Below are 25,838 nucleotides of genomic sequence, written 5' to 3'. Positions count from 1 at the left end.
CGCCGCCGGCCGGGAGCTGTCAGGGGCGGAGCCCGGCGATCAGCGCGGAGGTCACGGCTTGGTCGACCGGGCCCGTGTTCCAGTTCGGGCTCATGGGACTCACGGCGATCCGGTCGGCGGTGACGGCCTCGATGTCACCGCCCTTGGCCGCGGGGCGCAGGTCCACCTTCACGGTCACCTTCCAGGTGCCGTCGCCCGCGTCGGTGAAGTCCGGTTCGAGCAGGGTCTGCGGATCCTGGAAGGTCGCGGCCACACCGGCGGCCCTTCCCTTGCCGTCCGCGCCGACCACCGGATGGTTGACGTTCAGGCCGACGCCCTTGGGCAGCAGTGGCCCGGACCGGGCCCGCGTCCGCAGCCGGTCGATCAGCTTGACCGCGAAGTCGAGCGTCGGCCCCATCGCGTTGACCGTGGTGACCGGGTCGGGCGCGGCGACGCCGCCGGTGCTCAGCGCGATGGCCGGTACGCCGTGCTCCAGCGCGGCGACGGCGCCGCCGACCGTACCGGAGTGGGTGGCGAGGCCGGCGACGTTCGGGCCGAAGTTGGTACCGGAGACGACCAGGTCGGGGGCGTCGCCCTCGAACACCTCGGCCAGCCCGAAGGCGACGGAGTCGCCGGGGGTGCCGTCGACGGCCCAGACCTTCGGTTCGGGGTGCTTCACCGTGATCGACGGGCCGCTCAGCATCTTCGTACCGGTGCCGCTCTGGTTGGTGAGCGGGGCGACGATCGTGACGTCGTGCCCGGCGGCGGTCAGCCGCTCGAAGGCCTTGCGGATGCCCGGGGCGTTGTAGCCGTCGTCGTTCGTGAGCAGGATCCGCAACGGGCCGGCGGGCGCGGTCCGCGGCGCGGCGACCGCCGGCGCCGTGCCGGCCAGCGCCGGTGTGCACAGCAGCAGCGCGGCCAGCGGCAGAACTCGCTTGCGTCTCACAGATTGCTCCTTGGGAGGGGAGGTGGTGGAGGGTGAGCAGGTGTGGGACCGGCAGGCGCACGACCCTCGGCGTGCGCCCGCCGGAGCTGCGGACGGGCGGGCCCGGGGGAGGCGCTCAGCGCACGCTGCGGATCGGGAGGATGGCGAGCGCCCCGACCAGCGAGAGGGCCCCGCCGACGAGGAAGAGCGGGGTGTAGCCGCCCAGGCCGGTGACGACGGCCGAGGCGACGAACGGGGCGATGATCTGCGGCCCGGCGTTGGCGATGTTGAGGACGCCCATGTCGCGGGCGGCGTCCTCGGCCCGCGGGAGGACCAAGGTGACGAGCGCGGTGTCGACAGCCATGAAGCAACCGAAGGCGAGTCCGTTGAGTGCGCTGAAGACGAGCATGCCGGTCCAGGTCGGGCTGATGACCGGGACCACCATGACGAGCCCCGCGAGGGCCGCCGACACCCCGACGAACACCTTGCGGCGGTTCCAACGGTCGGACAGCAGACCGCCCACCACCGTGGACACCGCCATCGCGACCATCGACACCGGGGTGAGGACGGCCATCGCGGCGGGTGGCGTCAGTCCGTCGGGCAGCGCGATGTGGTCGTCGAGGATGTACAGCTGGTAGCCGACCACGGAGAAGTAGCCGAGGACCATCAGGGCGCGGCCGATGAAGGCCCAGCGGAAGTCGTGGTTGGCCAGGGCCGAGAGGAACGCGGCCAGTTGGGCGCCCTTGGGTCTGGCGGGCTTCTCCGCGGCGGGCTCGGTGCGCGTGACGTCCCGACAGAACGCGCTGAGCAGCAGGGCGGATCCGGCGACGATCGCGCCGAGGATCAGGTAGCCGGTGCGCAGTTGGTCCGCGGTCTGTGAGGCGATGAGTACGCCGGCGGTCCCGCCGATGGGCAGGCCGAGGCCGACGAGCGCGGACGCGGTGCCCCGGCGGGCGGCGGGGATCCGGTCGGGCACGATCGCGGTGACCGCCGCCTGGAAGACGTTCATGGTCGCCTGGATCAGGCACCAGACGATGCCGACGAGCAGCGCCGTGCTCACGCTGCCGAGCAGGGCGAGCAGGGCGAGCGAGGCCAGACCGCCGCCCACGATCCAGGGGTTGCGGCGCCCGCTGCGGTCTGAGAGGGCACCCGCGATGGGGTTGAAGGCGGTGGCGAACACCGCGCTGACCCCGCCGATCAGGCCGAGGACGGCGACCTTGTCGTCGGGGGCGATCGCGGCGACCTGGGTGGGCAGCAGCACGGAGCCGACGCCCATGTAGAGCGCCATCATCGCCGAGTTGGCGACCAGCAGGAGGGACAGGAGACCACGCCGGGGGGCGGGCTCCCCGGTCGGGGGTACGGACGGTTCGACGACTTCGGGCGTGGCCATGACGACTCCTCGGGGGACGGAGCGGGGAGGTGGCGTGCGAGGGAGGTGGCGTGTGAGAGAGGTGATGTGCGGGAGAGGTGATGTGCGAGGGAGGTGCGTGCGACGGAGTGAAGGGGCGGCCCAGGAGCGGGCGCCGGACGGCGTCGTCGCCGGTACATGCGGTGGACGACACCGTTCGTCACGTGATGTTGTTACACGTGTCACCAACTGCGGTGGACACTGTGTAGCACCCATTTCCGGCCTCCGCCAGGCCCTACGACGCGTCGTTGTGCAGATCGTGACCGTCGGGGGAGTCCGGCGAGCGCACGCGTGTAACCATCCCGTGCGGCCGGCGGGCGGCGTGGATGTGACGAGAAATCCACTTGCCCTTGTGGCGATCGTGAGGTGTCCGCAATACTCCGTGCCGCACCGCGACGTTCCCGTCGCCGGCGGGCCGGCGGCCCATCCCCGGCATCACCGGGTGCGGTGCGCCCGGTGACGCCGTGTCGCCGGGGCGCCGTGTGGCCGGCTCGCCGTGTGGTCATGTCGCCGTGCGGCCGCCTCGTCGGCCGGTCGCGTCGCCGCGTCGCCGTGGCTTCCGGTCGCACCTCGATGCCGCAACCCGATTCCCCGGCGCTCTTCCTCGCGTTTCCCCGTCCCGTGCCTGCTCTCCGCGTGCCCCCACCGCTTGGGGAGACGACCGTGAAAGGCCCGCCATGTTCCCCTCGTCCTCCTTCGTGCCGCCGTCCCGGCCACCCCTGTCGGACCCACCGCTCCGGCACCACCTTCCGGCGGCCCCGCCGCGTCATGCGCTCGGCGTCGGGGTCGCCCTCCTGGTCCTGGCGCTGCTGGTCGGGCTGCTGCTCCGGCTGGACCGGCGCCCCTTCTTCCAGGAGCTCGACGACCGCTGGGCGGCCTCGGTGAACGACTCCGCCGTTGCGGCGTCCCCCGATGGTGACGGCCTCGGCGGCTTCACCACGGTCCTCGACCGGCTCGGCGGCCCGCTCGGCATGGTCCTGCCCCTGCTGGTCATCGGTTGTCTGTCCGTCTACGGGCGCTGGCGCTCGGGGCTGTTCGTCCTCACGGTCACCGTCGTCGCCAACCTGGTCGTGCTCCTGCCCCTCAAGCGGTTGGCCGACCGGCCGCGTCCGCCGCACCCGTGGGTGCTGGTCAGCGACGGCTCGTACCCGTCCGGGCAGGTGTTCAGCGCGGTGACGCTCGTCGTCTGCGTCGCGGTGGTGGTGTTCCCGCCGCGTGCGCGACGCTGGTGGTGGGTGTTCGGAGCCTCGTACGTCCTCGCCATGATGGGCAGCCGCACCTGGCTCCACGCCCAGTGGCTCAGCGACACCGTCGCCGGGGCGCTCGTCGGCGTCGGTACCTGCCTCGTCCTGTGGCGGGCCTTCGCTCCGCTGCTGGAGACGGAGTCGGAGCGGATGGCCTCCAACAGCCTGTGGCTGTGAGGCGCGTGCCATGCGACGCAAATTATCGAACAACATTGACGTTCGACGAATTTCCTCCATATTCTCGATCGGGCGGCGCGCACCTGGCGCGCGGCAGTGCGGAAGGAACGACTCATGCCCCATCCCCCGGCCCAGAACCGCACGGTGGTGGACCTGCCGGCGGGCCGCCTGCGCGGCGCGACCGCCGACGGGGTCACGGTCTTCCGTGCCGTCCCCTACGCCGCCCCGCCGGTCGGCGACCTGCGCTGGCGCCCCGCCCGGCCGCACGCCGGCTGGAGCGGTACGCGGGACGCCACCGCGGACGGTCCGAGCGCGCCGCAGATGTACCTGGAGGGTGGTGACCCCGTGCTCGGCGGGCACGGGGAGCCCCCCTTCGACGAGGACTGTCTGACCCTCAACGTGTGGACGCCCGCCGCGGACGACGCTCGACGCCCGGTCCTGGTCTGGATCCACGGCGGCGGTTTCGTCTCCGGTTCCGGCTCGCTGCCCGGCTACTCCGGCGAAACCTTCGCGCGCGACGGCGATCTTGTCGTCGTCAGCATCAACTACCGCATCGGGCCGTTGGGTTACCTCTACCCGGGTGAGGGCGAGGGCGGCGACGCGGGCGGCAACTTCTGGCTCACCGACCAGCTCGCGGCCCTGCGCTGGGTGAAGGAGAACATCGCCTCCTTCGGCGGCGACCCGGACGCCGTCACCGTCGCCGGACAGTCCGGCGGCGCGGTGTCCACCGCCGCCCTCGCCGGTCATCCGCAGACCGAGGGCCTGATCCGGCGCGTGATCCTGCAGAGCCCGCCCTTCGGCCTGGACCTCCCCGACCCGGCCTCCTACCTGGAGCGGACCGCCGCCTACCTGGAGCTGGCCGGCGCCAAGGACCTGGCGGAGCTGCGTACGCTTCCCTGGCCGGAGTTGATCGGAGCGGGTGGCGGACTGTTCGCGCGGACCATGCGGTGGGGGTACTGGCCGACACCGTTCCTGCCCGTGATCGACGGCGTGACCCTCTCCGGGCATCCGGCGCGGGCCCTGCTGGGCGGGGCCGCGGCCGAGGTCGACGTGATGATCGGCTGGACCCGCGAGGAGGCCAACTTCGGCTTCGCCCTGGACCAGGGGTACGCCGCCGCCACGCGCGAGCAGGTGATCGACCGGATCGCGGAGACCTTCGGGAGCGCCGCCGCGGAGGGCGTGTACGCCGCGTACGAGCGGGCCCGGCCCGGAGCCCGTCCCGTGGACGTCCTGATGGACCTGATCACGGACGAGCTGTTCCGGGTGCCCGCCCTCCGGCTGGCCGAGGCGCGGGCCGAGGCGGGGCGGCCCGTGTGGGCCTACCAGTTCGACCTCCCCACTCCCGCGTACGAGGGCCGGCTCGGCGCCGCACACTGCCTCGAACTGCCCTTCGTCTTCGACAACTTCGACCGGTGGTCGCACGCCCCCTTCCTGGCCGGCCTCGCACCCGCCGTCCGGGACGGCCTCGCGTACGCCATGCACCGGGCCTGGATCGCCTTCGTCCGCACCGGCGACCCCAACCACCCCGACCTGCCGCGGTGGCGGCCGTACGACTCGCGCACCCGCACCACGATGCGCTTCGACTCGGTCGTGACCGCCCTCGACGACCTCGCGGGCGCCTCCAGGCTCCTGCACACCCCCGCCCCCCTGGCTTAACTCGTGTAACCTGAGAAGGAAGGAGCCACCGCCACCCGAACAGCCTGAGCGGCCTGAACACGAGAAGCGTCGAGGGGCGTCATGACCAGAGACACTCACGTCCCCGCATCCATCACCAGCGCCGACGTGGCCCGCCTCGCCGGGGTGTCGCGTGCCACGGTGTCCTTCGTCCTCAACGACACCCAGGGCCACCGGGTGAGCGCCGGCACCCGTGCCCGGGTGCTCGACGCGGCGAAGCAGCTCGGCTACGTACCGCACGCGGCCGCCCGATCCCTGCGCGCGGGCCGCAGCAACCTCGTCCTGATGCCCTCGTCGATCTCCGCCATCGGCCGCCTCGTCAGCGACTGGGTCGACGATCTGCACAGCGAGCTCGACCGCTTCGGCTACACGGCCGTGCTGCACGCGGGCCGCTTCACGGACCCCCTCGACGCAGCCCGGGCCTGGGCCGAACTGCGCCCCGCGGCCGTCGTCGCCCTGGACGGCGACCGCTTCACCGCCCAGGCGGCCGAGGTCCTGGCCCGCGCCGGAGTACGCGGCATGCTGGCCTTCGCCTCCCACCCCGTCGAGGGGGTGCACACCATCGGCTTCGACCACACCCGCATCGGCGCCACCGCGGCCGAGCACCTCATCGCGCGCGGCCGGTCCCGGATCGGCGTGGTCATGCCCCAGGAACGCGGCCTCGGCACGCTGGCCGAGCCGCGCCTGGCGGGAGCCGAGTCCGTCGCGGCCCGCCACATGGCCACGGTCGCCCCGGTGGAACTGTCCTACACCCGGGAGTCCGCGAGCGCCCTCGCCCGGCGCTGGCGCAGCCTCGACCTGGACGCCGCCTTCACCTACAACGACGAGTACGCGGCCCTGCTGCTGCACGCGCTCCAGGCCGAGGGCATCAGCGTGCCCGACGAGGTCGCCCTGGTCGGCTGTGACGACCTGGTCCTCGCCACGCTTCAGCAGCCCGCCCTCACCACGGTCCGGCTGGACATGCCGTCGGCCGCGCAGATCGCCGACGCGGTGCACGAGCTGATCGAGACCGGCACGGCGGCGCCGGTGCCGGCGGTGACCCCGGTCCTGGTCCACCGCCTGACCTCCTGAGCCGGGCAGGTGCGGTCCCGGCCCCGGTCAGCGGCGTCGGAGCCTCATCCTGACCGGTCCCGCCCGGCGATGAGGGTCAGTACCTCGGAGGTCGTCCGTACGTCGCCGAACGACCGGTAGACGGTGTGCAGCGCCGCGTTGTGGTCCTGATCGCGGCCGGCCGCGTTGGCATCGGCGACCATCACCACCCGCAGGCCCGTGGTGGCCGCGTCCCGGGCCGACGATTCACAGCAGACGTTCGTGAGCGTGCCCGTGATCAGGACGGTGTCGACGCCGCGCTCCGCCAGCAGCTCCGGGAGCCGGCAGCGGCCGGGGAAGAAGGCGCTGTGGGCGCTCTTCTCCACCACCGGGTCCCCCCTCCCGACATCCAGGTCGTGCCACAGCCGCGAGCGCGGCGGACCGTCCCCGCCGGTGGCCGCGAAGAGCGCGCTGACCGCCGGGCCGTAGAACTCGCCGCTCACACTCCCGAGCGGCGCCACGTTCGCCGGTACGACCCAGGCCACCAGGCCCCCGGCCGGGCGTAGCGCCGCGGCGATCCGATTGATGGGGGGCACGATGCCGCGGGCGTACGGATTCGTCCCGACGAAGAAGGGCACCATGTCCACCACCACCAGCGCGGTGCGCGCCGGATCGACACGGGTGTACGCGTGCCTCCTGCCGCGCCGCGCCTCCTGCCGCGCGTACTCCCGCGGCTCGATCCGCCAGTCGTGCAGGGTGGAGTCGATATGCATGCGCGTTCCCCCGTACCGCCCGTGAGGCCCGTGACGGCGGGAGCCTGCCCCGCGGTGACCGGGGCAACCCGGCCCGGGGGGTCGGTCTCACCAGTACGCGCCGGTGTCCCACGCGGCGAGCCCGGCGCATTCCACGGGGTCGTCGCTCAGGTCGAGGCCCGGCAGGCCCGCGGCCGTGAGGGTGCCGCGCTGCCGGGCGAGCAGGGTGTCGATCAGCCCGCCCTCCAGCGGCGGCCCCCCGGTCGGCGTGGCGGGGCCACACCACCCGTGGTCAGGTTTCGGGGTCGGCGCCTTCGGCGAAGAAGCGCAGCCGTCGGCCCCAACTGCCCGGCCCGTACCGCTGCATGAGCGTGACGTACTCCCGCGGCAGGACGGTCCCGAGCTCCGCGAAGAGCGCATCCCAACGGTCACCGCCCAGATACGGCTCGGCCGGCGGGGGAGACAGCAACTCCAGAGCCTCCAGGCCGGTACCGGTCCGCAGGGCGACGCGCCGCTGCGCCTCGGTCAGGCGTGGGACCACGGGCGCGGGGGGTGACCAGGGCCGGGCGTCCGGCAGGAACGCCGTGCGGGCGAGCGAGCCGGGCAACGGGCCCGGCGGCGAGGGGAGTTCCCAACCGTCACGGACCGTGTGGCGCAGGTACTCGGTCAGGGTGAGGTCGTAGGCGTGCCAGACGCGCAGCCCGCTGCCCGGGGCGGCGCCCCGGTGGTGCACCACCACACCCCACGCGTCGGGGTCGGTGGAGCCGGAGGTGTCCCGGAACAGTGTGTCCCCACCGCGGCTCGCGCCCCAGGCGAGCAGCCCTCCGGGCTCGGGGTGAACGGCGTACCGCTCCTCTTCGGGCAGATGGTGCAGCTGGATGCGCGATCGCCGGCCGGTCGGTGGGGACGGAGAGGGCGGACGCGCGGGGTCCACGGTCGTGAAGTCCGCTGGACCCGGGTTCATGATCCCCGATGCCGTCCAGCGGCCGGGCGCGGATGACGGTCGAGCGGGACCGGCCCGTACCGGGCGCGGGTTTTGGCCGGGCCGATCCGCGGGCCCGGCCGCCGGGTGCCCGGGTCAGGCCGTGCCCGCCCCCGCGGCCGCCCCCCGGCGGTCGTGGGAGCGGGCACGTTCGCGGGCGAGTGCCGGGCCGAACAGCCACCACGTCACCAGGCCCACCCCCGCGCCCGCCGCGGCCCCGGCCACCGTGTCGCTGAGCCAGTGCGCGTGCAGCCAGGTACGGCTCCACATCATGGCCAGGGTGAAGACCGTGCCCCCGATCCACCATGCCCGCCGCCGGGCGACCGGGACCAGGAGCACCCCGAGGAGTACGACCAGGAGAGCCGCCGTGGCCGCGTGGCCCGAGGGGAAGGAGCCGTGGTCGACGCGGACCAGCGGGTCGGCCGGGCGCGGCCGGTCCACCAGGTGCTTGAGGCCCTGGATCACGAGCATGTTGCCGCCGAGGACGGCGGCCGGCAGGAAGCCGGCCGAGACCCAACGCCTCCGGATGAGCAGCAGGACCAGCACCGACAGCGGTATCAAGGAGCCGACCGGACCGCCGATCAGGTCCAGGACCCTGGCGGCGGCCAGGTAGATCCCCTCGTGCGGGCCGCCCATCCAGCGCAGCCAACGGTCGTCCAGCCCCTGGAAGGGCGGATCCGTGACGTCGGAGCGGACGACGAGCGCCGGCAGTACGGCTGCGGCGAGGAGCAGGAGACCCACTACGAGGACGCCACGGCGGCGCGGCACCCCGGTGTCGGTCTCGGCACGTCGGTCGGTACCGGCGGAGCGGTGGGGTCCGCGGAGGCCGCCGGATCTGCCGTGCGGGGTGGTGGTGGTCGGGTTGCCGGACATGACTGCCTCTCGTGACCGCGGCGGGGGCCCGCGGCCGGGTGTGCTGTGAAGGGGAACTCGGGGGCGCGGCCGGCGGGGCCGCGCCCCCGTGGTGGAACAGGGGCGCGCGGCCGACGCCGTCAGGCCCCCGCGCCGAGGTGCAGGGCGAGGAAGGCCACGCCCCCCGCGACGATGGCGGGGATGTCGGAGGAGCCGAGGAAGATGTGGTCGGCGCCCTCCACGGGCTGCAGGGTCACCTCGCCCCCGGCGCTCTTCAGGGCCGCGCCGAGGGACTCGCTCTGGCTGTACGGGACCAGGGCGTCGTGGGTCCCGTGGACCAGCAGGAACGGCGGCGGGTTCGAGCCCGCCGCGTAGGTCACGGGGCTCGCGGCCCGCGCCAGGTCGGGCCGCTCGGCGACGGTGGCGCCGAGCAGGGCCACGTAGGGGTCGGGGAAGTCCGTACCGGGCATGACCGGCATGGGGTGTTCGGCCAGGGTGACGAGGTCGGAGACGCCGTACCAGTCCACGACCGCGCGGACCCCCGTCTCCCCGGAGCCGACGCCCTCCGTGCCCTCCATCGCGGCGCCCCGCGGGCTGTCCGGGCCGACGAGACCGGCGAGAGCGGCCAGGTGACCGCCCGCGGACTCGCCCCAGACACCGATCCGGTCCGGGTCGATGCCGAGGTCGCCGGCGAACGCGCGGACGTAGCGGAGGGCGGCCTTCACGTCGTGCAGCTGGGCCGGGAAGGGCGCTTCGAGGCTGTGCCGGTAGTCGATGGAGACGAGGGCGAGGCCGGACGCCAGTACCGCCCCGTGCAGCAGGTCGGCGGGGACGGTCGGCGGCGGGTAGCGGCGGTCGCCGTCCAGCCAGCCGCCGCCGTGGATCCAGACGACCGCCGGGAACGGGCCTTCGCCGGCGGGTACCTGGACGTCGAGCAGCCGGGGGCGATAGCCGGGGGTGGTCGCGTAGGTGATCCCGTCGAAGCGGCGGACGCCGTCCGGGCCCGTCACGGGCGGTACCGGGGACCGGTACGGCGGGGGTGGCCAGGTCATGTCGGCGATGTCGATCTCGGCGGGAGGAGATTGCGTCATTGCGGCCCTTCCAATTCGGCGCTGTCCCGGTGGGGCGGCGATGCGGTGATGCGGTGGCGATGTGACCGGTGGGGCGGACGCAGGCTTCGCGTCGTTTGTCCGGAATGCTTGCGCGACTCACCGGGGGAGGCGTAGCGTGTTACACGTGTAATCAAGGACTCTAGCGACGCGTTTCCGCTGACTACAAGCCCATGAACGATCCAGATTCCGGATCAGTTACACGAGCTACTCCAGTGGCGGCGCCGCCTTCCCCCTCCGGGAGCACGTCATGCTCACCATCGCCGACACCTCTGCGGTTCCCGCGGTCCGAAGCTACGTCCACTGGGTCGCCGACCCTGTCGCCGCGAGTGTTCCGCAGGTCAGGGCACGGGTGCGTGCCACGCTCGACGGCTGGCGGGTCCCCGGCGAGGTGGTCGACGCCCTGCTGCTGGCCGTCAGTGAACTCGTCGGCAACGTCGTCCGGCACGCGGGCGGCGCCGGCCGCATGCGGGTCGCCGTGGCGGCGGGTGGTGGCTGGTTGCGGCTGGAGGTCGCGGACCGGGGTGTCGGGGTGCCGCGGCTGCCCGCTCCTCGGTCGGAGGTCGACCCGGAGTCCGAATGCGGGCGCGGGCTGCTGATGGTGCAGCTCGTGACGGCCGAACTGGGTGGCGAACTCTCCGTCGTGGCGCACGAGTTCGGTAAGTCGGTCCGGGTGCGCGTCCCCGCCCCCTGACGCGTGTCGCAGGCGCTGCGGAGATGCCCGTCGGACGCCCCGACCGGCCCCGACCGGCCCCGGAGTTGCCCCGACCGACCCCGGAAGTGCCCCGAGCGTCCCCGAAGGACCCCCCGTCGATCCCGGAGGCGCCCCGAAGGTGTCCGGACGGGCGCTCGGGAAGCGCCCGGAGGCCTCCCCCCCGTACGACGTGATATCGCGAGATGTTGACGGACGCTAAATTTTCGACATACGGTGCAGCCATCTCCCCGCTGCTCCCTGATCGAGGTGCCGCCCCATGGAGCTCTCCCCTTCCGCGTACGCCGATCCCTTCTGTCGTGATCGGCTTCCGCCCTTCCCCCTCTGGCCCGAACTCCACTTCGAACTACCCGAGTTGGAGTACCCGGACCGTCTCAACTGCGCCCAGCGCCTGCTCGACGACGCCGTCGAGCGGCACGGCCCCGACCGTCCCTGTCTGCTCACCCCGAGCGAGCGCTTGACCTACGGCGAACTGCTGCACCGCGCCAACCAGGTCGCCCAGGTCCTCACCGAGGACCTCGGCCTGCGACCCGGCAACCGCGTTCTGCTGCGCGGCCCCAACAACCCCTGGCTCGTCGCCGCCTGGTTCGGCGTCCTGAAGGCCGGCGGGGTCGCCGTCACCACCATGCCGCTGCTGCGCGCCGGGGAACTCGCCGAGCTCACCGACATCAGCCGGCCCTCCCTCGCCCTGTGCGACCACCGCTACGCCGACGAGCTCGACCCGGGCCACCGCCCCGGTCCGCCCGACCTGCCCGTCCTCACCTACGGGGGCCCCGGGCCGGACGACCTGGCCGCGCGCTGCGCCGCCAAGGACGGCCGGTTCGACACCGTGGTCACGGCCGCGGACGACGTGGCGCTGATCGCCTTCACCTCCGGTACCACCGGCCGCCCGAAGGCGACCCTGCACTTCCACCGCGACGTCCTGGCGAACGCCGACACGTTCTCCCGGCACGTCCTCAAACCCCGCCCGGACGACGTCTTCACCGGCACACCACCGCTCGCCTTCACCTTCGGGCTCGGCGGACTCGTGGTCTTCCCGCTCCACGTCGGGGCGGCGACCCTGCTGATCGAGCAGGCGACCCCGCCGCAACTGGCCGACCTGGTCGCGGAGCACGGTGTGACCGTGCTGTTCACCGCCCCCACGGCCTACCGGGCGATCATGGAGGCCGGGGCGGTGGACCGGCTGGCCGGGCTGCGCCGCTGCGTGTCCGCGGGGGAGACCCTTCCGGCCGCGGTGTGGCACGAGTTCCATGCCGCCACCGGTCTGCGCATCATCGACGGCATCGGCGCCACCGAGATGCTGCACGTCTTCATCTCCGCGGCCGACGAGGACATCCGGCCCGGTTCCACCGGCCGGCCCGTTCCGGGCTACCGCGCCGCCGTGGTCGACGAGAACGGCGACCCCGTGCCCGACGGGCAGCCCGGCCTCCTCGCGGTCACCGGTCCCACCGGATGCCGGTACCTGGAGGACCCGCGCCAGGCCTCGTACGTCAGGAACGGCTGGAACATCACCGGCGACACCTACATCCGCGACGCGGACGGGTACTTCTGGTACGTCGCCCGCAGCGACGACATGATCGTCTCCTCCGGCTACAACATCGCGGGCCCCGAGGTCGAGAAGGCCCTCGTCACCCACCCGTACGTCGAGGAGTGCGCGGTGGTCGGTGCCCCGGACGCCCGGCGCGGCATGCTCGTGAAGGCCTACGTGGTCCTGGCCGCGGGGGTCCCGGCCGACGGGGCGACCGTCCGAGAGCTCCAGAGTCACGTCAAGCGGACCATCGCCCCGTACAAGTACCCGCGGGCCGTCGAGTTCGTCGGTGCGCTCCCACGCACCGGAACCGGCAAGCTCCGGCGCGGTGAACTGCGCGAACGGGCCCGAACCGACGCCGTCCCCACCCCCGTGCCCGCCGTCCCGGTACCCGCCGTCCCGGTACCCGCCGTCCCGATACCCGCCGCACCGGCCCCCGCCGAGCCCGCCGCCGTCGTCGTCGAACGCCGCGTGGAGTGGACCGACACCGACGCCGCCGGCCACTACCACCACTCCACCGTCGTGCGCTGGGTCGAGGCGGCCGAGGCCGTCCTGCTCCACCGCCTGGGCCTCTCGCACCTGTTCGGCAGTACGCCCCGGGTGCACTTCGAGGCCGACTACCGGGCCCGCCTCTGGTTCGGGGAGTCCGTGCGCACCGAGCTCAAGGTCACCAAGGTCGGCACGGCCTCCCTGCACTACGCCTTCACCGTACGGGGCGCACAGGGCGGCGAGGCGGCCACCGGCCGCATGGTCATCGCCCACTCGGCCGCCCACGCCACCGGGTCGACCCCCTGGCCCGCCGAGGTACGGGACCTGCTCGCCACGGCCGGACCGCAGCAACCGGAACTACTCACCACCGCACCATCAGCAGGAGGCACGCCGTGCGCGTCGCAGTCATAGGAGGAGGGCCCGGCGGACTGTACTTCGCGGCCCTCACCAAGCAGCTCTCCCCGCACTGGGAGGTCACCGTCTGGGAACGCAACGCCCCCGACGACACCTTCGGCTTCGGGGTCGTCTTCTCCGACGAGACCCTCGACGGCATCGCCCAGGCCGACCGCGTGATCTCCGAGGCCATGTCGGCCGAGTTCGCCCGCTGGGCCGACATCGACGTCCGCCACCGGGGGAGCACCCTCACCTCGGGAGGCCACGGCTTCGCCGCCCTGGGCCGGCAGCACCTCCTGCGGATCCTCCAGCGGCGCTGCGCCGACCTGGACGTGGACGTCCGCTACCGCACCCAGGCCCCGCCCGCGGCCGAACTCGCCGCCACGTACGACCTGGTGGTGGCGTGCGACGGCGTACGGTCGGCCACCCGCGCCGCCTACGCCGACACCTTCGCCCCCGATCTCGACGAGCGCTCCGGCCGTTACATGTGGCTCGGCACGGACAAGGTCTTCGAAGCCTTCACCTTCATCGTCGACGAGCAGGACTTCGGCACCCTCCAGGTGCACGCGTACCCCTACGACGCCACCCGCTCCACCTTCATCGTGGAGATGACGGAGGACGCCTGGCGGCGCGCCGGGTTCGCGGAGTTCGCCGACCGCGACCTTCCGCCCGGCTCCAGCGACGAGGACAGCATCCGGCGCTGCGAGGAACTCCTCGCCGGCCATCTCGACGGCCACCGCCTGATCCCCAACAACTCCAAGTGGCTGCGCTTCACCACGGTCCGCAACACGACCTGGCGGCACGAGAACGTCGTCCTGCTCGGCGACGCCGCCCACACCGCGCACTTCTCCATCGGCTCCGGCACCAAACTCGCCATGGAGGACGCCCTGGTCCTCGCGGCGAGCCTGCACGAGCACCCGGACGTGCCGACCGCGCTGGCCGCCTACGAAGGTGAGCGCAGGCCGGTGGTGGAATCCACCCAGCGCGCGGCCCAGGCCAGCCTGGAGTGGTTCGAGCACATCGACCGCTACACCGGCCAGGACCCGCACCAGTTCGCCTTCAACCTCCTCACCCGCAGCCGCCGTGTCACCTACGACAACCTGCGCGTGCGCGACGAGGGCTTCACCAGCGCGGTCAACCGTTCGTCGAGCGTGCCACCGATGTTCCGCCCCTACCCGCTCGGCGGCCTGCTGCTGCGCAACCGGGTCGTCGTACCGCCCACCGCCCTGCACACCGCGCGCGACGGGGTCCCCGGCGACTTCGACCTCGTCCACCTCAGCACCCAGGCCATCGGCGGCGCCGGGCTGGTGCTCGCCGGGATGACGGCCGTCAGCGCCGACGGCCGGGCCACCCCCGGCTGCCCCGGCCTGTGGAACGAGGAGCAGGAGGCGGCCTGGCGGCGCCTCACCGACTTCGTCCACGGCCAGACCGACACCTGCCTCGGCATCCAGCTCACCCACGCCGGCCGCCGCGCGGCCACCCACGGCGGCGGGCAGCCGGTCGCCGCCTCGGCGCTGCCCTGGGACGAGCGCGGCCCGGTGCCGCGCGAGGCCGACCGGGCCGACATGGACGCCCTCGTACGGGACTTCGTGGCCGCGGCCCGGCGGGCCGACCGGGCGGGCTTCGACGCGCTGGAACTCCAGTACGGGCACGGGCACCTGCTCTCGGGCTTCCTGTCGCCGCTGACCAACCTGCGCACGGACGAGTACGGCGGCGACCTGACCGGCAGACTGCGGCTCCCGCTCGAAGTGCTGCGCGCCGTACGGGAGGTGTGGCCGGCCGGCAAGGCGCTCCTCGTGCGGATCTCCGCCGCCGACTGGGCCGAGGGCGGCACCACCGAGGCCGATGCCGTGGCCATCGCCCGCGCGCTCGCCGAGGCGGGGGCCGACGCCATCGACGTCTCCACCGGCGAGGTCGTCGCCCACGAGAAGCCCCGCTACGGCCGCAGCTACCAGACCCCCTACGCGGACCTCATCCGCAACGCCACCGGGGTGCCCACCATCGCCGTCGGCGCGATCTCCACGTACGACGACGTGAACTCGATCATCCTGGCCGGCCGGGCCGACCTGTGCGGGGTCGGCCGCGCCCAGCTCCACGACCCCCTGTGGACCCTGCACGCCGCGGCCGCCCAGGGCTACCAGGGCCCGGCCGCGCCCTGGGCGCGCGCCTGGCGGGCGGGCAGCGGACGGCCCCCGTCGGCGCGGACCGACCGGATCCCGCCCCGCCTGGAACTCCTGCGCAAGCCCGCCGAGTCCGTCCACCGCCGCTGGCTGCCCCGCGCGGCCGTTCCCGCCCACCGATAGAGCCGGAGGTGCCCACCCCCATGGACAGGGACCACCTGCCCCGCTTCACGGCGGCCGCGGTCCAGGCCGCGCCCGTCTACCTCGACCCCGGCGCCACCGTGGACAAGGCCGTCGCACTGATCGCCGAGGCCGCGGCGAACGGCGCCGAACTCATCGTCTTCCCCGAGGTGTTCGTCCCCGGGTACCCGTACTGGAACTGGACGATGAACCCGATCCAGGGGTCCCCCTGGTTCGAGCGGCTCCAGCGCGCCTCCGTCGACATCCCCGGCCCGCACGTCGACCGCCTGCGCGCGGCGGCCCGCCGGCACGGCGTCGTCCTCGTCGTCGGGGTCAACGAGCGGGCCGCGCACAGCCTCGGCGTCCTCTACAACACCCTGCTCACCATCGGCCCCGACGGCGAACTCCTCGGTGTGCACCGCAAGCTGGTGCCGACCTGGGCCGAGAAGCTGACCTGGACCGGCGGCGACGGCAGTTCGCTGAAGGTCCACGACACCCCGATCGGCCCGCTGGGCGCGCTGGCCTGCGGGGAGAACACCAACACGCTGGCCCGGTTCGCCCTCCTCGCGCAGGGCGAACTCGTCCACGCCTCCTGCTACATCGCCCTGCCCGTCGCCCCCGCCGACTACGACATGGCCGACGCGATAGCCGTCCGCACGGCCGCCCACAGCTTCGAGGGCAAGGTCTTCTCCGTCGTCGCCTGCTCCACCGTCTCCCCGGAGATCGTGGACGTGCTGGCCGGCGACGACGCGGAGCTACGAGAGCTGTTCGGCCGCCCGCGCAGCGCCCTGTCCGGGATCTTCGGCCCCGACGGCCGCCCGGTCACCGAACCCCTCGTCGACGAGGAGGGCATCGTCTACGGGGAGATCGACCTCGCCCGGTGCATCCAGCCCAAGCAGATGCACGACATCGTCGGCCACTACAACCGCTTCGACGTCTTCCGTCTCGAGGTGGACAACCGTCCCAGGCCGCCCGTCACCTTCACCGTGTCGCCCGTGGTTCCCCCACCCGCCACCCCCGGCACCCCCGCCACCCCTGCCGCTCCCGCCGCTCCCGAGGAGGACGTATGACCATCGAGCAGGACGACACCGTGCTCGGCCGTGCCCGGGTGTCCGACACCCCCGAACTCACCCGTTACTACGAGGAGCTGGGCACCCTCGACGCGGGCGCCCTGTGGACCGTCGCCAACGACATCGAGCCCTGGTACCCGCAGCCGAAGTCCGTACCCGTGCTGTGGCGCTACAGCGAACTCCGCCCGCTGGTCCACAAGGCCCTCGGCCTCGTCAAGGGCGACGACGCCGGCCGCCGCGTCGTCATGCTGGTCAACCCGGGCCGCAAGGACGTCAGCGCCGCCGCCGGCCTCCTCTACACCGGACTGCAGATCATGGGCCCCGGCGAGGCCATGACCGCCCACCGCCACCAGGCGGCCGCGCTGCGCTTCGTCCACGAAGGCACCGGGGCCTGGACGATCGTCGACGGCCAGAAGCTGAAGGTCGGCCCCCGGGACTTCGCCATCACCCCCAACGGCACCTGGCACGAGCACGGCAACGACGCCGCCGACGCCCCCGTCATCTGGCAGGACGGACTCGACATCCCCCTGGTCAACGCCCTGGACGCCGGGTTCTACGAGGTCCACCCCGAGCTGTACCAGGCCCCCGGCAAGGTCATCAACTCCTCGGTCCTGACCTACGCGGCGAACCTGCTGCCGTACGGCGTCGAGAAGTGGACCCGGCCCTACTCACCGCTCCTCGCCTACCCCTGGGAGCCCACGTACGAGGCCCTGCGCGGCCTCGCGAAGGCGACCGAGGGCTCCCCGTACGACGGGATCATCGCCGAGTACACCAACCCGGTCACCGGCGGCTCCGTCATGCCGACCATGGGCGCCCACATGCAGCTGCTGCGCCCGGGCCAGGCCACCCTCGCCCACCGCCACACCGGCTCGGTGATCTACACGGCGGCCAAGGGCCGCGGCGTCTCGGTGATCGCCGGACAGCGCTTCGAGTGGCAGCAGGGCGACATCTTCTGCGTCCCGTCCTGGGCCTGGCACGAGCACCACAACCTCGACGGGTCCGAGGACGCCTGCCTGTTCTCCTTCGACGACTTCCCCGTCATGCGCTCGCTCGGCTTCCACCGTGAAGAGGCGTACACCGACAACGGCGGCCACCAGCCCACCCCCTGAACCGCTCCGCCGTACCGGACGCCGCCGGCCCTGACACCGGCCCCGGTACGGCGGAGCCCCGGACCGGCTCGCCACCCACCCCCTCCCACGCAAGGAACCCCATGCGGCTGCTCAGCTACACCCTCGACGATGCCTCCGTGCGCCTCGGCGCGCAGGTCGACGACCTGGTCGTGGACCTCACCACCCTGGCCCGGCGGGCCACCACGCACCTGCCGCCGGACCTGCTGACGTTCATCCGTGCCGGCGCGCCCGCCCAGGAGACCGCGCGCGGCCTCCTGGCCGGCGGACCCGCGGCCTGGCCCGCCGAGGCCGTGCACCGCCTCGACGACGTGTCCCTGCGCGCACCCCTGCGCCCCGGGAAGATCATCGGCGTCGGCCTCAACTACATCGAGCACGTGGAGGAGTCCAGCCGGAGCCTCGACACCGACAAGGACCTGCCGCCGCGCCCCGTCCTCTTCGGCAAGCCCGCCACCGCCGTCACCGGCCCGGGCCGGCCGATCCTGCACAACGCCGACCTGACCACCCAGCTCGACTGGGAGTGCGAACTCGCCGTCGTCATCGGCCGCCCCGCCTTCCGGGTGAGCGAGGAGCGGGCGTACGACCACATCTTCGGCTTCAGCATCATCAACGACATCAGCGCCCGCGACCAGCGCCGTTCGGGCCAGTGGTTCTTCTCCAAGGGCCAGGACTCCTACGCCCCCTTCGGCCCGGTGGTCGTCACCCGCGACGAGATCCGGGACCCGATGGCCCTGGACCTCTCACTGCGTGTCAACGGGGTCACCAAGCAGAAGTCGAACACCCGGCACATGCTCTTCCCCATCGCCCGCCTGATCGCCGACATCAGCTCCGGCATGACCCTGGAACCCGGCGACGTCATCGCGACGGGCTCGCCGTCCGGGGTCGGCGCCGGCATGGTCCCGCCCGAGTTCCTGCGCCCCGGCGATACCGTCGAAGCCACGGTCGAAGGCATCGGCACCCTGACCAATCCCGTCGTCGACGCCCGCTGAGGAGCGATCATGTCCCCCCGTACCTACCGCATCGGCCAGATCGTGCCGAGCTCCAACGTCACCATGGAGACGGAGGTCCCGGCCATCCTCCGGGCCCGCCAGGCCGTCGCACCCGACGAGCGCTTCACCTTCCACTCCAGCCGGATGCGCATGACCCATGTGACGCCCGAGCAGCTCAAAGCCATGGACGCCGACTCCGACCGCTGCGCCGTGGAACTCTCCGACGCCCGGGTCGACGTACTGGGCTACGCCTGCCTCGTCGCCATCATGAGCATGGGCCTGGGCTACCACCGCACCGCCGAGCAGCGCCTGCACACCCGGACCGCGGAGAACGGTGCCCCCGCCCCGGTCGTCACCAGCGCCGGCGCCCTCGTGCACGGGCTGCACACCATCGGCGCCGAGAAGATCGTGCTGCTGGCCCCCTACATGCGCCCGCTCACCCGCACCGTCGTGGAGTACCTGACGCACGAGGGCATCGAGGTCCTCGACCACCAGGCCCTGGAAATCCCCGACAACCTCGACGTCGCCGCCCACGACCCGGCCCGGCTTCCGGGCCTCGCGCGGGCCCTGGACCACGCGGACGCCGACGCGGTCGTGCTCTCGGCCTGCGTGCAGATGCCCTCCCTCGGCGCCGTCGAGGAGGCCGAGCAGCTCCTGGGCAAGCCGGTGGTGTCCGCGGCGGTGTGCACGGCGCACCAGCTGCTCCGGGCATTGGATCTCGACGCGGTCGCCCCGGGGGCAGGCCACCTGCTGTCGGGCAGGTACGCCCGCACCCCGTTGCCGGGGTAGCCGGTACGTCCACGGGAAGCGTCGGCACCGAGCGGCCCCCACGGCTCCGCCCGGTGCTGTCCGCCCCGAGCGGGCGCTCGCGGCTCAGGTCCGGGCGCCCGCTCCCGGAAGGATGATCGTGACCCCGCGTCCGACCGCCGTGCCCATCGCGGCCAGCGCCGCCGGGGCCGCGTCCAGCGGGATCGTCGAGGTGACCAGCAGGTCCGGCCGCAGCGCCCCGCCCCGGACCAGCTCCATCATGGGCGGGTAGGCGTGCGCCGCCATGCCGTGGCTGCCCAGGATCTCCAACTCCCATCCGATCACCCGCTCCATCGGCAGAGCCGGCGCGCCGGTCGCCGCCGGCAGCAGCCCCACCTGTACGTGCCGCCCGCGCCGGCGCAGCCCGGCCACCGAGGCCGTCGCCGTCGCCGGTGATCCCAGCGCGTCGAGGGACAGGTGCGCGCCCCCGCCGGTCACCTCCCGCACGGCCCGCGCGGTGTGGGCGGTGTCCCGGGCGTCCACGCAGTGCACGGCGCCGAACTTCCGTGCCAGTTCCAGCGCCCCCGGCGCCGTGTCCACAGCGACCACCCGGGCCCCGGCCGCCGCCGCGATCATCACGGCGGACAGCCCCACCCCACCGCAGCCGTAGACGGACACCCACTCGCCCGCCGCCACCCGGCCCCGCGCCACCACCGCCCGGAACGCCGTCGCGAAGCGGCAGCCGAGACCGGCCGCCGTCGCGTACGACAGCTCCTCGGGCACCGCCACCAGATTCACATCGGCGTGGTCCAGGGCCACGTACTCGGCGAAGGACCCCCAGTGCGTGAACCCGGGCTGCGTCTGCCGCGCGCACACCTGGTGGTCGCCGGCCGCGCAGTCGGCGCAGGTGCCGCAGGCGCACACGAACGGCGCCGTGACGCGGTCACCGACCCGCCAGTTCACCACACCGGCCCCCACCGCCTCCACCACACCGGCGAGTTCGTGCCCGGGCACGTGCGGCAGCACGATGTCCGGGTCGTGCCCCATCCAGCCGTGCCAGTCACTGCGGCACAGCCCGGTGGCCTCCACCCGCACCACCACCCCGCCCACCGGCGGACTCGGCTCCGGCACCTCCCGTACCTCGGCCGGCTCGCCGTACCGCTCGAAGACCACCGCTCGCATGGATCCCGCCCTCCGCTCGACTGCCCGCACGGTACCCGCCGCCGAGGCCGCCGCTCAGGGCGCGCCCTCCCCGGCCCGGGCCAGGGCCAGCACACCCCCGCAGATCAGGGCGATGCCCAGCAGTTGGGGGAGCAGCCACCAGCCCGAGCGCAGGTGCTCCTCGTACAGGACCACCCCCAGCGCGATGCTGATGCTCGCGTCGCCGAGGGTCAGCGCGGGCTGTGAGGCGACCAGCGGGCCGCCCTGCATCGCGTGTTCCAGGAGGAGCAGCGCGCAGATGCCGCTCGCCCCGAAGGCGTACGTCTCCCAGGTCGTCAGGAAGGCGACGAAGCCGCTGTCGTCGAGGACGTGCACCGCGGACTTCATCAGCGCGGCGGTGAGCGCGTAACAGACGGCGGTGGCGGCGCCGAGACAGCCGGCCCGGGCGCGGCCGGGCGACAGGCGCAGCCCGACGACCGCCAGGGCGGCCACGACGAGGGCGCACGCCGGCAGGGCCACCACCCACCGCTCGAACGGCACGTCCGTACGGTTGCCCACCGGTGAGGCGGCCACCATCGCGATCCCGAGCCCCGCCACCACCCCCGCCACGGCCAGCCACAGCGCTCCCGGCAGCCGCTGTCGCGTCATCAGCGAGGCGATCAGCAGCGCGAGCGGCAGCTCCAGCACGAACAACGGCTGTACGAGGGCCAGCGCACCCGTGGCCAGCGCCGCGGCCTGCCCCGCCCCGGCCGCGATCACGGCCAGGATGCCGCCGATCCACACCGGCCGGCGCAGCAGATCGAGGACCAGACCGAAGCGGAAGCCGTCGCTCTGGGGCACGGTCAGCGCGGCCCGCCGCTGCAGGACGGTGGCGAGTGCGTTGCTGAACGCCGCGAACAGCGCGAAGAGGACCGGCAGGACGACGCCCATGCCCCGATCCTCACGGCGCCCACGGCCCCGTCGCGGCACGACACCGGGCCGCGCCCGTCGAGCCCCGCGCATTCCCCCGTCCGGACCTGCCCGACACCCCCTGGTGCTGTGCCGCGGCCCGGCTCAGGGCCAGCGCCGCGAGGGCCTCCGGGGCGCCGGCCTGGCCCCGGACACCGGGGAAGGCGTTGATGTCCACGATGAGCGGCGACCCGCCGCCCACGTCGATGATGTCCACGCCGTAGACGTCGAGGGCGAAGACCGCGCCCACCTCGCGCACCAGATCCGCCCAGCCGGACGGCAGTTCCGCGAGCGGCAGGGGGCGGGTGGGGCCACGGCCCCCGGGGGAGAGCTCGGACCGGCGCAGGGCCGAGAAGACCTGGTCCCCGATGGCCCACAGCTTGTGGTCCCAGCCGTTGTTGGGCGCGTACTCCTGCACCACGACCGGCTCGTGCGGCCACTCCCGGGCCAACTCCCCGAGGCGCGCGTCGTCGTTCACGCGGGCGACCAGGTCGCCGCGGCGGCTGCGCCGGCTCTTGACCACCACGGGGGCGTCGAGCCGGGCCCCGGCGGCCCACGCCCCGAGGGAGTCGTGGGTACGGGTCGCGGCGAAGGGCAGTCCGGCCCGCAGGGCGAGCTCGGCCATCTGGGTACGGTCCTGGCACAGCTCGGTGGCAGCCGCGGAGTTCACCACGGCCGCTCCCCGCCGTTCCAGGTGGCGGGCCAGACCCAGCGCTTGCGGTGTCCGCGACTTCAGCAGGTACACCTCGGCGAGCGGCAGCGGTACCTTCACGACGGTGAGCGGATCGAGAGCCTCCACCGTGTGCTCCGGGGACAAAAGCGCGGTGGTGTCCGCGAGCAGCGGATGCCCGGGCTCCGGGGTGATCAGGCCGATCCTCACGCGCCGTCACCTCCCACGGCGGAGACCTGCGCCGGGATCGACAGGGGCAGCGTGTACGCCGGCGCCACGGGCGCCGGCGGGGGTGCGCAGCCGCCGCCCGCCCGAGCGAGGTCGAGGACGGCGCGGGCCACCCGCGCGGCCGCGTCCGGCACCTGCCGGAAGCTCGGGAAGTCGTTCACGTCGACGACCACCGGGCCGTCCGGGCCCAGCAGCACGTCCACGCCGTACAGGTCCAGCCCGTAGACCGACCCCACCTGGGCGGCGATCGCCGCCACCTCGGCCGACAGCGGTACGCGGCGCTCCCGTACCGAGGGGTCGGGGTGCAGCGGGGAACACCGCTCGGTCGCGAACAGCTCGCCGCCGACCGCGTACACCTTGATGTCCGTGCCCGAGTTGGGTACGTACGGCTGGGCGATGAGCAGGCCCTCGCCCGCGAGTACGGGTAGCAGCGAATCCAACCGCTCCGGCGAGGACACCAGGTGCACGGCCCGACCGGAGCTGCCGTCGGCGGGTTTCACGACGAGCGGGTACTCCGTCTCCGGGATCTCCCTGAGCAGCTCGGGGCGGGCCACGGCGTAGGTGGGCGGCAGCGGGAGCCCCCGGCCGCGCCCGAGGGCGGCGGCCAGCGCCTTGTCCCGTACGCCGCGGATCGACCGCGCGTCGTTGAGGGTGGTCGTCCCGGCCGCGGCGGCGGCTTCGAGGAGCGTCAGACCCGGGCCGCCGGACACCGTCTTGAGCACCCAGGCGTCGTGCGCACCCGCGTCCACCACCTCCGTCATGCGCAGGAGCGAGCCGCCCGGCCGCACGACGTCCACCTGGTGCCCCCACGCGGTCAGCTGCCGGATCACCTCGTTCGGCATGCCGTCGTGGCGGTAGTGCTCCTCCACCAGGAAGCAGAGCCTCATGGACCTTCCCCATATCCCCGGACGTCCGCCGATACCGTCCGGCGAGTTGTGACGTCACAGGATGTCATGGACCGCAATGTGATGATCGGTCCGCGTGTGGGCTTCCTTGCTACGCTGCAAGATCGGGATCACCGGGGGAGGGGTCTGGACAGCATGGCCGATCGGTGGATGGAGCTGTTGCACGGGCTCGTGTGGAACAAGGCCGCACCGGCGGACGTGCTGCTGCGGCTCCTCGGGCACGAAGACGAGTGGCTGCGTCGAGCGGTTGCGCGGCGCGCCGTGCTGCCGCAGGAGGTGGTCGAGGCCGTTCTCGTCCACCCGGATCGCCGTGTGCGGGCCGCTTTCGCCGAGAACGGCGCCGCCGACCCCGCCCAGCGCGCGCGGCTGGTGGACGACCCTTCCCCGGGGGTCCACCTCGCCCTGGCGTGGGGCCCCCTGGCCTACCGACAGCCCGTGCCCCCGCTGCCCGACCGGGCGTACGAGAGGCTGCTCGACCACCCGAGGAGCCTGGTACGCCAAGAACTGCTCGTGGGGAGCGTTGTCCCGGCCCACATCCTGGTGGGCCTCGCGGACCATGAGGATCCGGTGCTCCGCAAGGCGGCCTGCGGCGCATGGGACCGGCTCGCGGACGACGCCCGGGAGCGGCTCCTCCACGACGAGGACCGAAATGTGCGGCGGGCAGCCGCCGTGCAGGTCTGCCCCGAGGACGAGGAACGGACCAGGTGGCTGGTCGGGGAACTCTCAGGGCAGCCGGAGGATCTGTGGACGCTGCACGAAGTCCTCAACTCCGGTCGGCTGGACCGGGACCTCGCCGAAGCCCTCGTCGAGGAGGACGAGTACCGCGCGCAGATCGCCTCCAACCCCTCCCTCCCACCCGACCTGGTGGCCCGGCTGGCCGTCGACCCCGAGCCACAGGTCCGGCTCCAGGTCTCCGCCCGCCCCGAACTGACCGAGTCCGAGCGTGCCGCCGTCGAGTACACGGTGGACGCCGAGGACCGGCTGCCCGCCCTCGGGTGGGTGTGGGAGCGCCGGGCGGACGCCGCGTTCCTGCGCCGCTGCGCGCGGTCCGTGCACACCTGGCTGCGGCGCAGCGCCGCGATCTGCCCCGGCCAACCGGCCGACGCCGTCGAACTGCTGGCACAGGACGAGGACTTCGCCGTGCGCCTGCTGCTCGCCGAGTTCCACCCGGAGCCGCCGCCCGAGCTGCTCCTTGACCTCTACCTGAACGGCACCCACCGCGCCGTACGCATGCTGATCACCCGACCTGGCTTCCCCACCGCAGGCCTCGCCGCGCGCTTCGGCGACTCTCCGGACCCCGAGCGCCGGCGCCTCGCCCTGCGGGACCCGGAGCTGGAGCCGCAGTTGCTCGACCGCCTCACCCGCGACCCGCAGACCCGCAACGAGGCCGCCCGTGACCCCCGGCTCCCGGTCGCCAGAATCCGGGAGTTGCTCGCCGATCCCGACACCGAGGCGGCCGGAGCCGCGGCGGCCAATCCCGCACTTCCCGCCGCGGACATGCGCCTGCTCCTGGACCGGGCGCAGGTGCCGGAAATCCCGGTGAATGATCGGACAATCGACTGCTAGGTTGAGCGCGTGCCGAAGTTGAATCAGATCATCGCAGTGGAAAAGGGCGTCAAGTCCAAGTCCCTCCAGGAGCTCACGCAGGCTCACCACGACGTCCAGAAGCCCGCCCTGCTGGCCGGCATCTCCCGGACCTACCAGCCCAAGGACGAGGAGGGCGAGCAGCTGCCGCCCGAGTCCACCCGGGTCCAGGTCAAGGCCGAGGACGTACTGCGGGCGACAGCGGGCACCCTGACGCGACTGTTCGACGTGACGGCGACCAAGGACTGGGCCAACCGCACCGCGGCCGCCGATGTCGTCGTCGACGGAACGGTCCTGCTGGCGCAGGTGCCCGTGCCGTACCTGCTCTTCCTGGAGAAGCAGCTCACCGACATGCACACCTTCGTGCGGAAGCTGCCGGTACTGGACGCCTCCGAATCCTGGAACCTGGACCCGTCCACGGACTCGTGGAAGACGGACCCGGTGCGCACCATCCGTACCAAGAAGGTGCCGCGCAACCACGTGAAGGCCGAGGCCACCGAGAAGCACCCGGCGCAGGTCGAGGTGTACTACGAGGACATTCCGGTCGGGTACTGGACGACCGTGAAGTTCTCCGGCGCGCTGCCGGCCCGCCGGGTCAACGAGCTGCTCGACCGTGTGGAGAAGCTCCAGCAGGCCGTGAAGTTCGCCCGCGAGGAGGCCAACAGCGCCGAGGTCACCGACCAGAGGGTCGGCGACGCGGTGTTCGGCTACTTGTTCAAGTAGCCCATCGAACTCCCTCTGTATGTCTGCAGGGGGTGCGCGAGAGCGCAAGCTGAAACTGATGTTGAAGCTGAAATATGGGGTGTCAGTCGGGGGTTCGAATCCCTCACCCGGCATGTACGCGCCGGGTTGGCCC

Annotated in this window: 22 protein-coding genes and 1 pseudogene; 13 read left to right on the top strand and 10 right to left on the bottom strand. The window is 73.1% G+C overall.

Translation table 11 applies throughout. The annotated features are described in order from the left end of the window. Positions 1–19 precede the first annotated feature (19 nt). The gene (gene surE / locus ACGFYY_RS26820; protein WP_393713108.1) at positions 20–925 is read right to left on the bottom strand and encodes a 5'/3'-nucleotidase SurE; all 906 of its coding nucleotides are present in this window, start codon (positions 923–925) and stop codon (positions 20–22) included. Positions 926–1,040: 115 nt separating this feature from the next. Further along, positions 1,041–2,294 carry an MFS transporter gene (locus ACGFYY_RS26815; protein ID WP_393713106.1) on the bottom strand — a complete coding sequence of 418 codons (1,254 nt, stop codon included), beginning with the start codon at positions 2,292–2,294 and terminating at the stop codon, positions 1,041–1,043. 695 nt (positions 2,295–2,989) lie between these two features. Between ACGFYY_RS26815 and ACGFYY_RS26810 the strand changes: the two genes are divergently transcribed. The 3 genes from ACGFYY_RS26810 (at position 2,990) to ACGFYY_RS26800 (ending at position 6,478) form a co-directional block, all read left to right on the top strand. Further along, on the top strand, positions 2,990–3,733 hold the full coding sequence (locus ACGFYY_RS26810) for a phosphatase PAP2 family protein (RefSeq protein WP_393713104.1): 744 nt from the start codon (positions 2,990–2,992) through the stop codon (positions 3,731–3,733). A 114-nt stretch (positions 3,734–3,847) separates the two neighbouring features. After that, positions 3,848–5,389: a carboxylesterase/lipase family protein gene (locus ACGFYY_RS26805; protein WP_393713102.1), complete on the top strand. Its 1,542-nt coding sequence runs from the start codon at positions 3,848–3,850 to the stop codon at positions 5,387–5,389. Positions 5,390–5,470: 81 nt separating this feature from the next. Continuing rightward, entirely contained in the window at positions 5,471–6,478 is a 1,008-nt protein-coding gene (locus tag ACGFYY_RS26800; RefSeq protein WP_393713100.1) for a LacI family DNA-binding transcriptional regulator, read from the top strand. A 44-nt stretch (positions 6,479–6,522) separates the two neighbouring features. On the opposite strand, the gene ACGFYY_RS26795 is transcribed toward ACGFYY_RS26800, so the two are convergent. The 4 genes from ACGFYY_RS26795 to ACGFYY_RS26780 all read right to left on the bottom strand — a co-directional run bounded on the left by ACGFYY_RS26795 (position 6,523) and on the right by ACGFYY_RS26780 (position 10,113). After that, positions 6,523–7,209, bottom strand: a complete 687-nt coding sequence (locus tag ACGFYY_RS26795; protein WP_393713097.1) for an isochorismatase family protein — start codon at positions 7,207–7,209, stop codon at positions 6,523–6,525. A 271-nt stretch (positions 7,210–7,480) separates the two neighbouring features. Further along, positions 7,481–8,152, bottom strand: a complete 672-nt coding sequence (locus ACGFYY_RS26790) for a hypothetical protein (protein ID WP_393713095.1) — start codon at positions 8,150–8,152, stop codon at positions 7,481–7,483. A gap of 114 nt (positions 8,153–8,266) precedes the next feature. Then, a complete protein-coding gene (locus ACGFYY_RS26785; RefSeq protein WP_393713093.1) occupies positions 8,267–9,043 on the bottom strand; it encodes a phosphatase PAP2 family protein in 777 nt (258 codons plus the stop codon). 119 nt (positions 9,044–9,162) lie between these two features. Continuing rightward, a complete protein-coding gene (locus tag ACGFYY_RS26780) occupies positions 9,163–10,113 on the bottom strand; it encodes an alpha/beta hydrolase fold domain-containing protein (RefSeq protein ID WP_393713091.1) in 951 nt (316 codons plus the stop codon). A gap of 268 nt (positions 10,114–10,381) precedes the next feature. On the opposite strand from ACGFYY_RS26780, the gene ACGFYY_RS26775 reads away from it, so the two are divergent. The 8 genes and pseudogenes from ACGFYY_RS26775 to ACGFYY_RS26740 all read left to right on the top strand — a co-directional run bounded on the left by ACGFYY_RS26775 (position 10,382) and on the right by ACGFYY_RS26740 (position 19,528). Further along, positions 10,382–10,825, top strand: a complete 444-nt coding sequence (locus tag ACGFYY_RS26775; RefSeq protein ID WP_393713089.1) for an ATP-binding protein — start codon at positions 10,382–10,384, stop codon at positions 10,823–10,825. Positions 10,826–11,102: 277 nt separating this feature from the next. Further along, positions 11,103–12,713 (top strand): annotated as a pseudogene (locus tag ACGFYY_RS26770) (AMP-binding protein); the annotation flags it as partial. Positions 12,714–12,743: 30 nt separating this feature from the next. After that, complete coding sequence (locus tag ACGFYY_RS26765) at positions 12,744–13,271, top strand: acyl-CoA thioesterase (RefSeq protein WP_393713155.1); 528 nt, start codon at positions 12,744–12,746, stop codon at positions 13,269–13,271. Beyond that, positions 13,253–15,556, top strand: coding sequence for an FAD-dependent monooxygenase (locus ACGFYY_RS26760; RefSeq protein WP_393713087.1), 2,304 nt, complete (start codon positions 13,253–13,255; stop codon positions 15,554–15,556). The genes ACGFYY_RS26765 and ACGFYY_RS26760 overlap by 19 nt, the downstream gene beginning before the upstream one ends. Before the next feature lie 20 nt (positions 15,557–15,576). Further along, entirely contained in the window at positions 15,577–16,623 is a 1,047-nt protein-coding gene (locus ACGFYY_RS26755) for a carbon-nitrogen hydrolase family protein (protein WP_393713085.1), read from the top strand. Beyond that, positions 16,620–17,732: a cupin domain-containing protein gene (locus ACGFYY_RS26750; RefSeq protein WP_393713083.1), complete on the top strand. Its 1,113-nt coding sequence runs from the start codon at positions 16,620–16,622 to the stop codon at positions 17,730–17,732. The genes ACGFYY_RS26755 and ACGFYY_RS26750 overlap by 4 nt, the downstream gene beginning before the upstream one ends. Before the next feature lie 101 nt (positions 17,733–17,833). After that, positions 17,834–18,739, top strand: a complete 906-nt coding sequence (locus ACGFYY_RS26745; protein WP_393713081.1) for a fumarylacetoacetate hydrolase family protein — start codon at positions 17,834–17,836, stop codon at positions 18,737–18,739. A gap of 9 nt (positions 18,740–18,748) precedes the next feature. Next, the gene (locus tag ACGFYY_RS26740; RefSeq protein WP_393713079.1) at positions 18,749–19,528 is read left to right on the top strand and encodes an Asp/Glu racemase; all 780 of its coding nucleotides are present in this window, start codon (positions 18,749–18,751) and stop codon (positions 19,526–19,528) included. Positions 19,529–19,612: 84 nt separating this feature from the next. On the opposite strand, the gene ACGFYY_RS26735 is transcribed toward ACGFYY_RS26740, so the two are convergent. The 4 genes from ACGFYY_RS26735 to ACGFYY_RS26720 are packed head-to-tail and all read right to left on the bottom strand — an operon-like array spanning position 19,613 to position 23,380. Then, positions 19,613–20,668 (bottom strand): zinc-binding dehydrogenase, encoded by a 1,056-nt coding sequence (locus ACGFYY_RS26735; protein ID WP_393713076.1) that lies wholly within the window; start codon positions 20,666–20,668, stop codon positions 19,613–19,615. A gap of 54 nt (positions 20,669–20,722) precedes the next feature. Beyond that, entirely contained in the window at positions 20,723–21,577 is an 855-nt protein-coding gene (locus ACGFYY_RS26730; RefSeq protein WP_393713074.1) for a DMT family transporter, read from the bottom strand. A 10-nt stretch (positions 21,578–21,587) separates the two neighbouring features. Beyond that, positions 21,588–22,475, bottom strand: a complete 888-nt coding sequence (locus tag ACGFYY_RS26725; RefSeq protein ID WP_393713072.1) for a RimK family alpha-L-glutamate ligase — start codon at positions 22,473–22,475, stop codon at positions 21,588–21,590. Continuing rightward, entirely contained in the window at positions 22,472–23,380 is a 909-nt protein-coding gene (locus ACGFYY_RS26720) for a RimK family alpha-L-glutamate ligase (RefSeq protein ID WP_393713070.1), read from the bottom strand. The genes ACGFYY_RS26725 and ACGFYY_RS26720 overlap by 4 nt, the downstream gene beginning before the upstream one ends. Positions 23,381–23,533: 153 nt before the next feature. Between ACGFYY_RS26720 and ACGFYY_RS26715 the strand changes: the two genes are divergently transcribed. Then, positions 23,534–24,964: a hypothetical protein gene (locus ACGFYY_RS26715; RefSeq protein ID WP_393713068.1), complete on the top strand. Its 1,431-nt coding sequence runs from the start codon at positions 23,534–23,536 to the stop codon at positions 24,962–24,964. Between the two features lie 9 nt (positions 24,965–24,973). Next, positions 24,974–25,705 (top strand): hypothetical protein, encoded by a 732-nt coding sequence (locus ACGFYY_RS26710; RefSeq protein ID WP_365277429.1) that lies wholly within the window; start codon positions 24,974–24,976, stop codon positions 25,703–25,705. Positions 25,706–25,838 lie beyond the last annotated feature (133 nt).

It is taken from the genome of Streptomyces sp. NPDC048331 (assembly GCF_043201215.1).
In the GTDB taxonomy this organism is placed as follows: Bacteria; Actinomycetota; Actinomycetes; order Streptomycetales; family Streptomycetaceae; genus Streptomyces.
This window is presented reverse-complemented; position numbering and strand designations above follow the sequence as displayed.

Coding starts and splice junctions, on each gene's coding strand:
- ACGFYY_RS26815 (WP_393713106.1), bottom strand. CDS start 2,294: ATGGCCACGCCCGAAGTCGTCGAACCGTCCGTACCCCCGACCGGGGAG.
- ACGFYY_RS26810 (WP_393713104.1), top strand. CDS start 2,990: ATGTTCCCCTCGTCCTCCTTCGTGCCGCCGTCCCGGCCACCCCTGTCG.
- ACGFYY_RS26805 (WP_393713102.1), top strand. CDS start 3,848: ATGCCCCATCCCCCGGCCCAGAACCGCACGGTGGTGGACCTGCCGGCG.
- ACGFYY_RS26800 (WP_393713100.1), top strand. CDS start 5,471: ATGACCAGAGACACTCACGTCCCCGCATCCATCACCAGCGCCGACGTG.
- ACGFYY_RS26795 (WP_393713097.1), bottom strand. CDS start 7,209: ATGCATATCGACTCCACCCTGCACGACTGGCGGATCGAGCCGCGGGAG.
- ACGFYY_RS26790 (WP_393713095.1), bottom strand. CDS start 8,152: ATGAACCCGGGTCCAGCGGACTTCACGACCGTGGACCCCGCGCGTCCG.
- ACGFYY_RS26785 (WP_393713093.1), bottom strand. CDS start 9,043: ATGTCCGGCAACCCGACCACCACCACCCCGCACGGCAGATCCGGCGGC.
- ACGFYY_RS26780 (WP_393713091.1), bottom strand. CDS start 10,113: ATGACGCAATCTCCTCCCGCCGAGATCGACATCGCCGACATGACCTGG.
- ACGFYY_RS26775 (WP_393713089.1), top strand. CDS start 10,382: ATGCTCACCATCGCCGACACCTCTGCGGTTCCCGCGGTCCGAAGCTAC.
- ACGFYY_RS26755 (WP_393713085.1), top strand. CDS start 15,577: ATGGACAGGGACCACCTGCCCCGCTTCACGGCGGCCGCGGTCCAGGCC.
- ACGFYY_RS26750 (WP_393713083.1), top strand. CDS start 16,620: ATGACCATCGAGCAGGACGACACCGTGCTCGGCCGTGCCCGGGTGTCC.
- ACGFYY_RS26745 (WP_393713081.1), top strand. CDS start 17,834: ATGCGGCTGCTCAGCTACACCCTCGACGATGCCTCCGTGCGCCTCGGC.
- ACGFYY_RS26740 (WP_393713079.1), top strand. CDS start 18,749: ATGTCCCCCCGTACCTACCGCATCGGCCAGATCGTGCCGAGCTCCAAC.
- ACGFYY_RS26735 (WP_393713076.1), bottom strand. CDS start 20,668: ATGCGAGCGGTGGTCTTCGAGCGGTACGGCGAGCCGGCCGAGGTACGG.
- ACGFYY_RS26730 (WP_393713074.1), bottom strand. CDS start 21,577: ATGGGCGTCGTCCTGCCGGTCCTCTTCGCGCTGTTCGCGGCGTTCAGC.
- ACGFYY_RS26720 (WP_393713070.1), bottom strand. CDS start 23,380: ATGAGGCTCTGCTTCCTGGTGGAGGAGCACTACCGCCACGACGGCATG.
- ACGFYY_RS26715 (WP_393713068.1), top strand. CDS start 23,534: ATGGCCGATCGGTGGATGGAGCTGTTGCACGGGCTCGTGTGGAACAAG.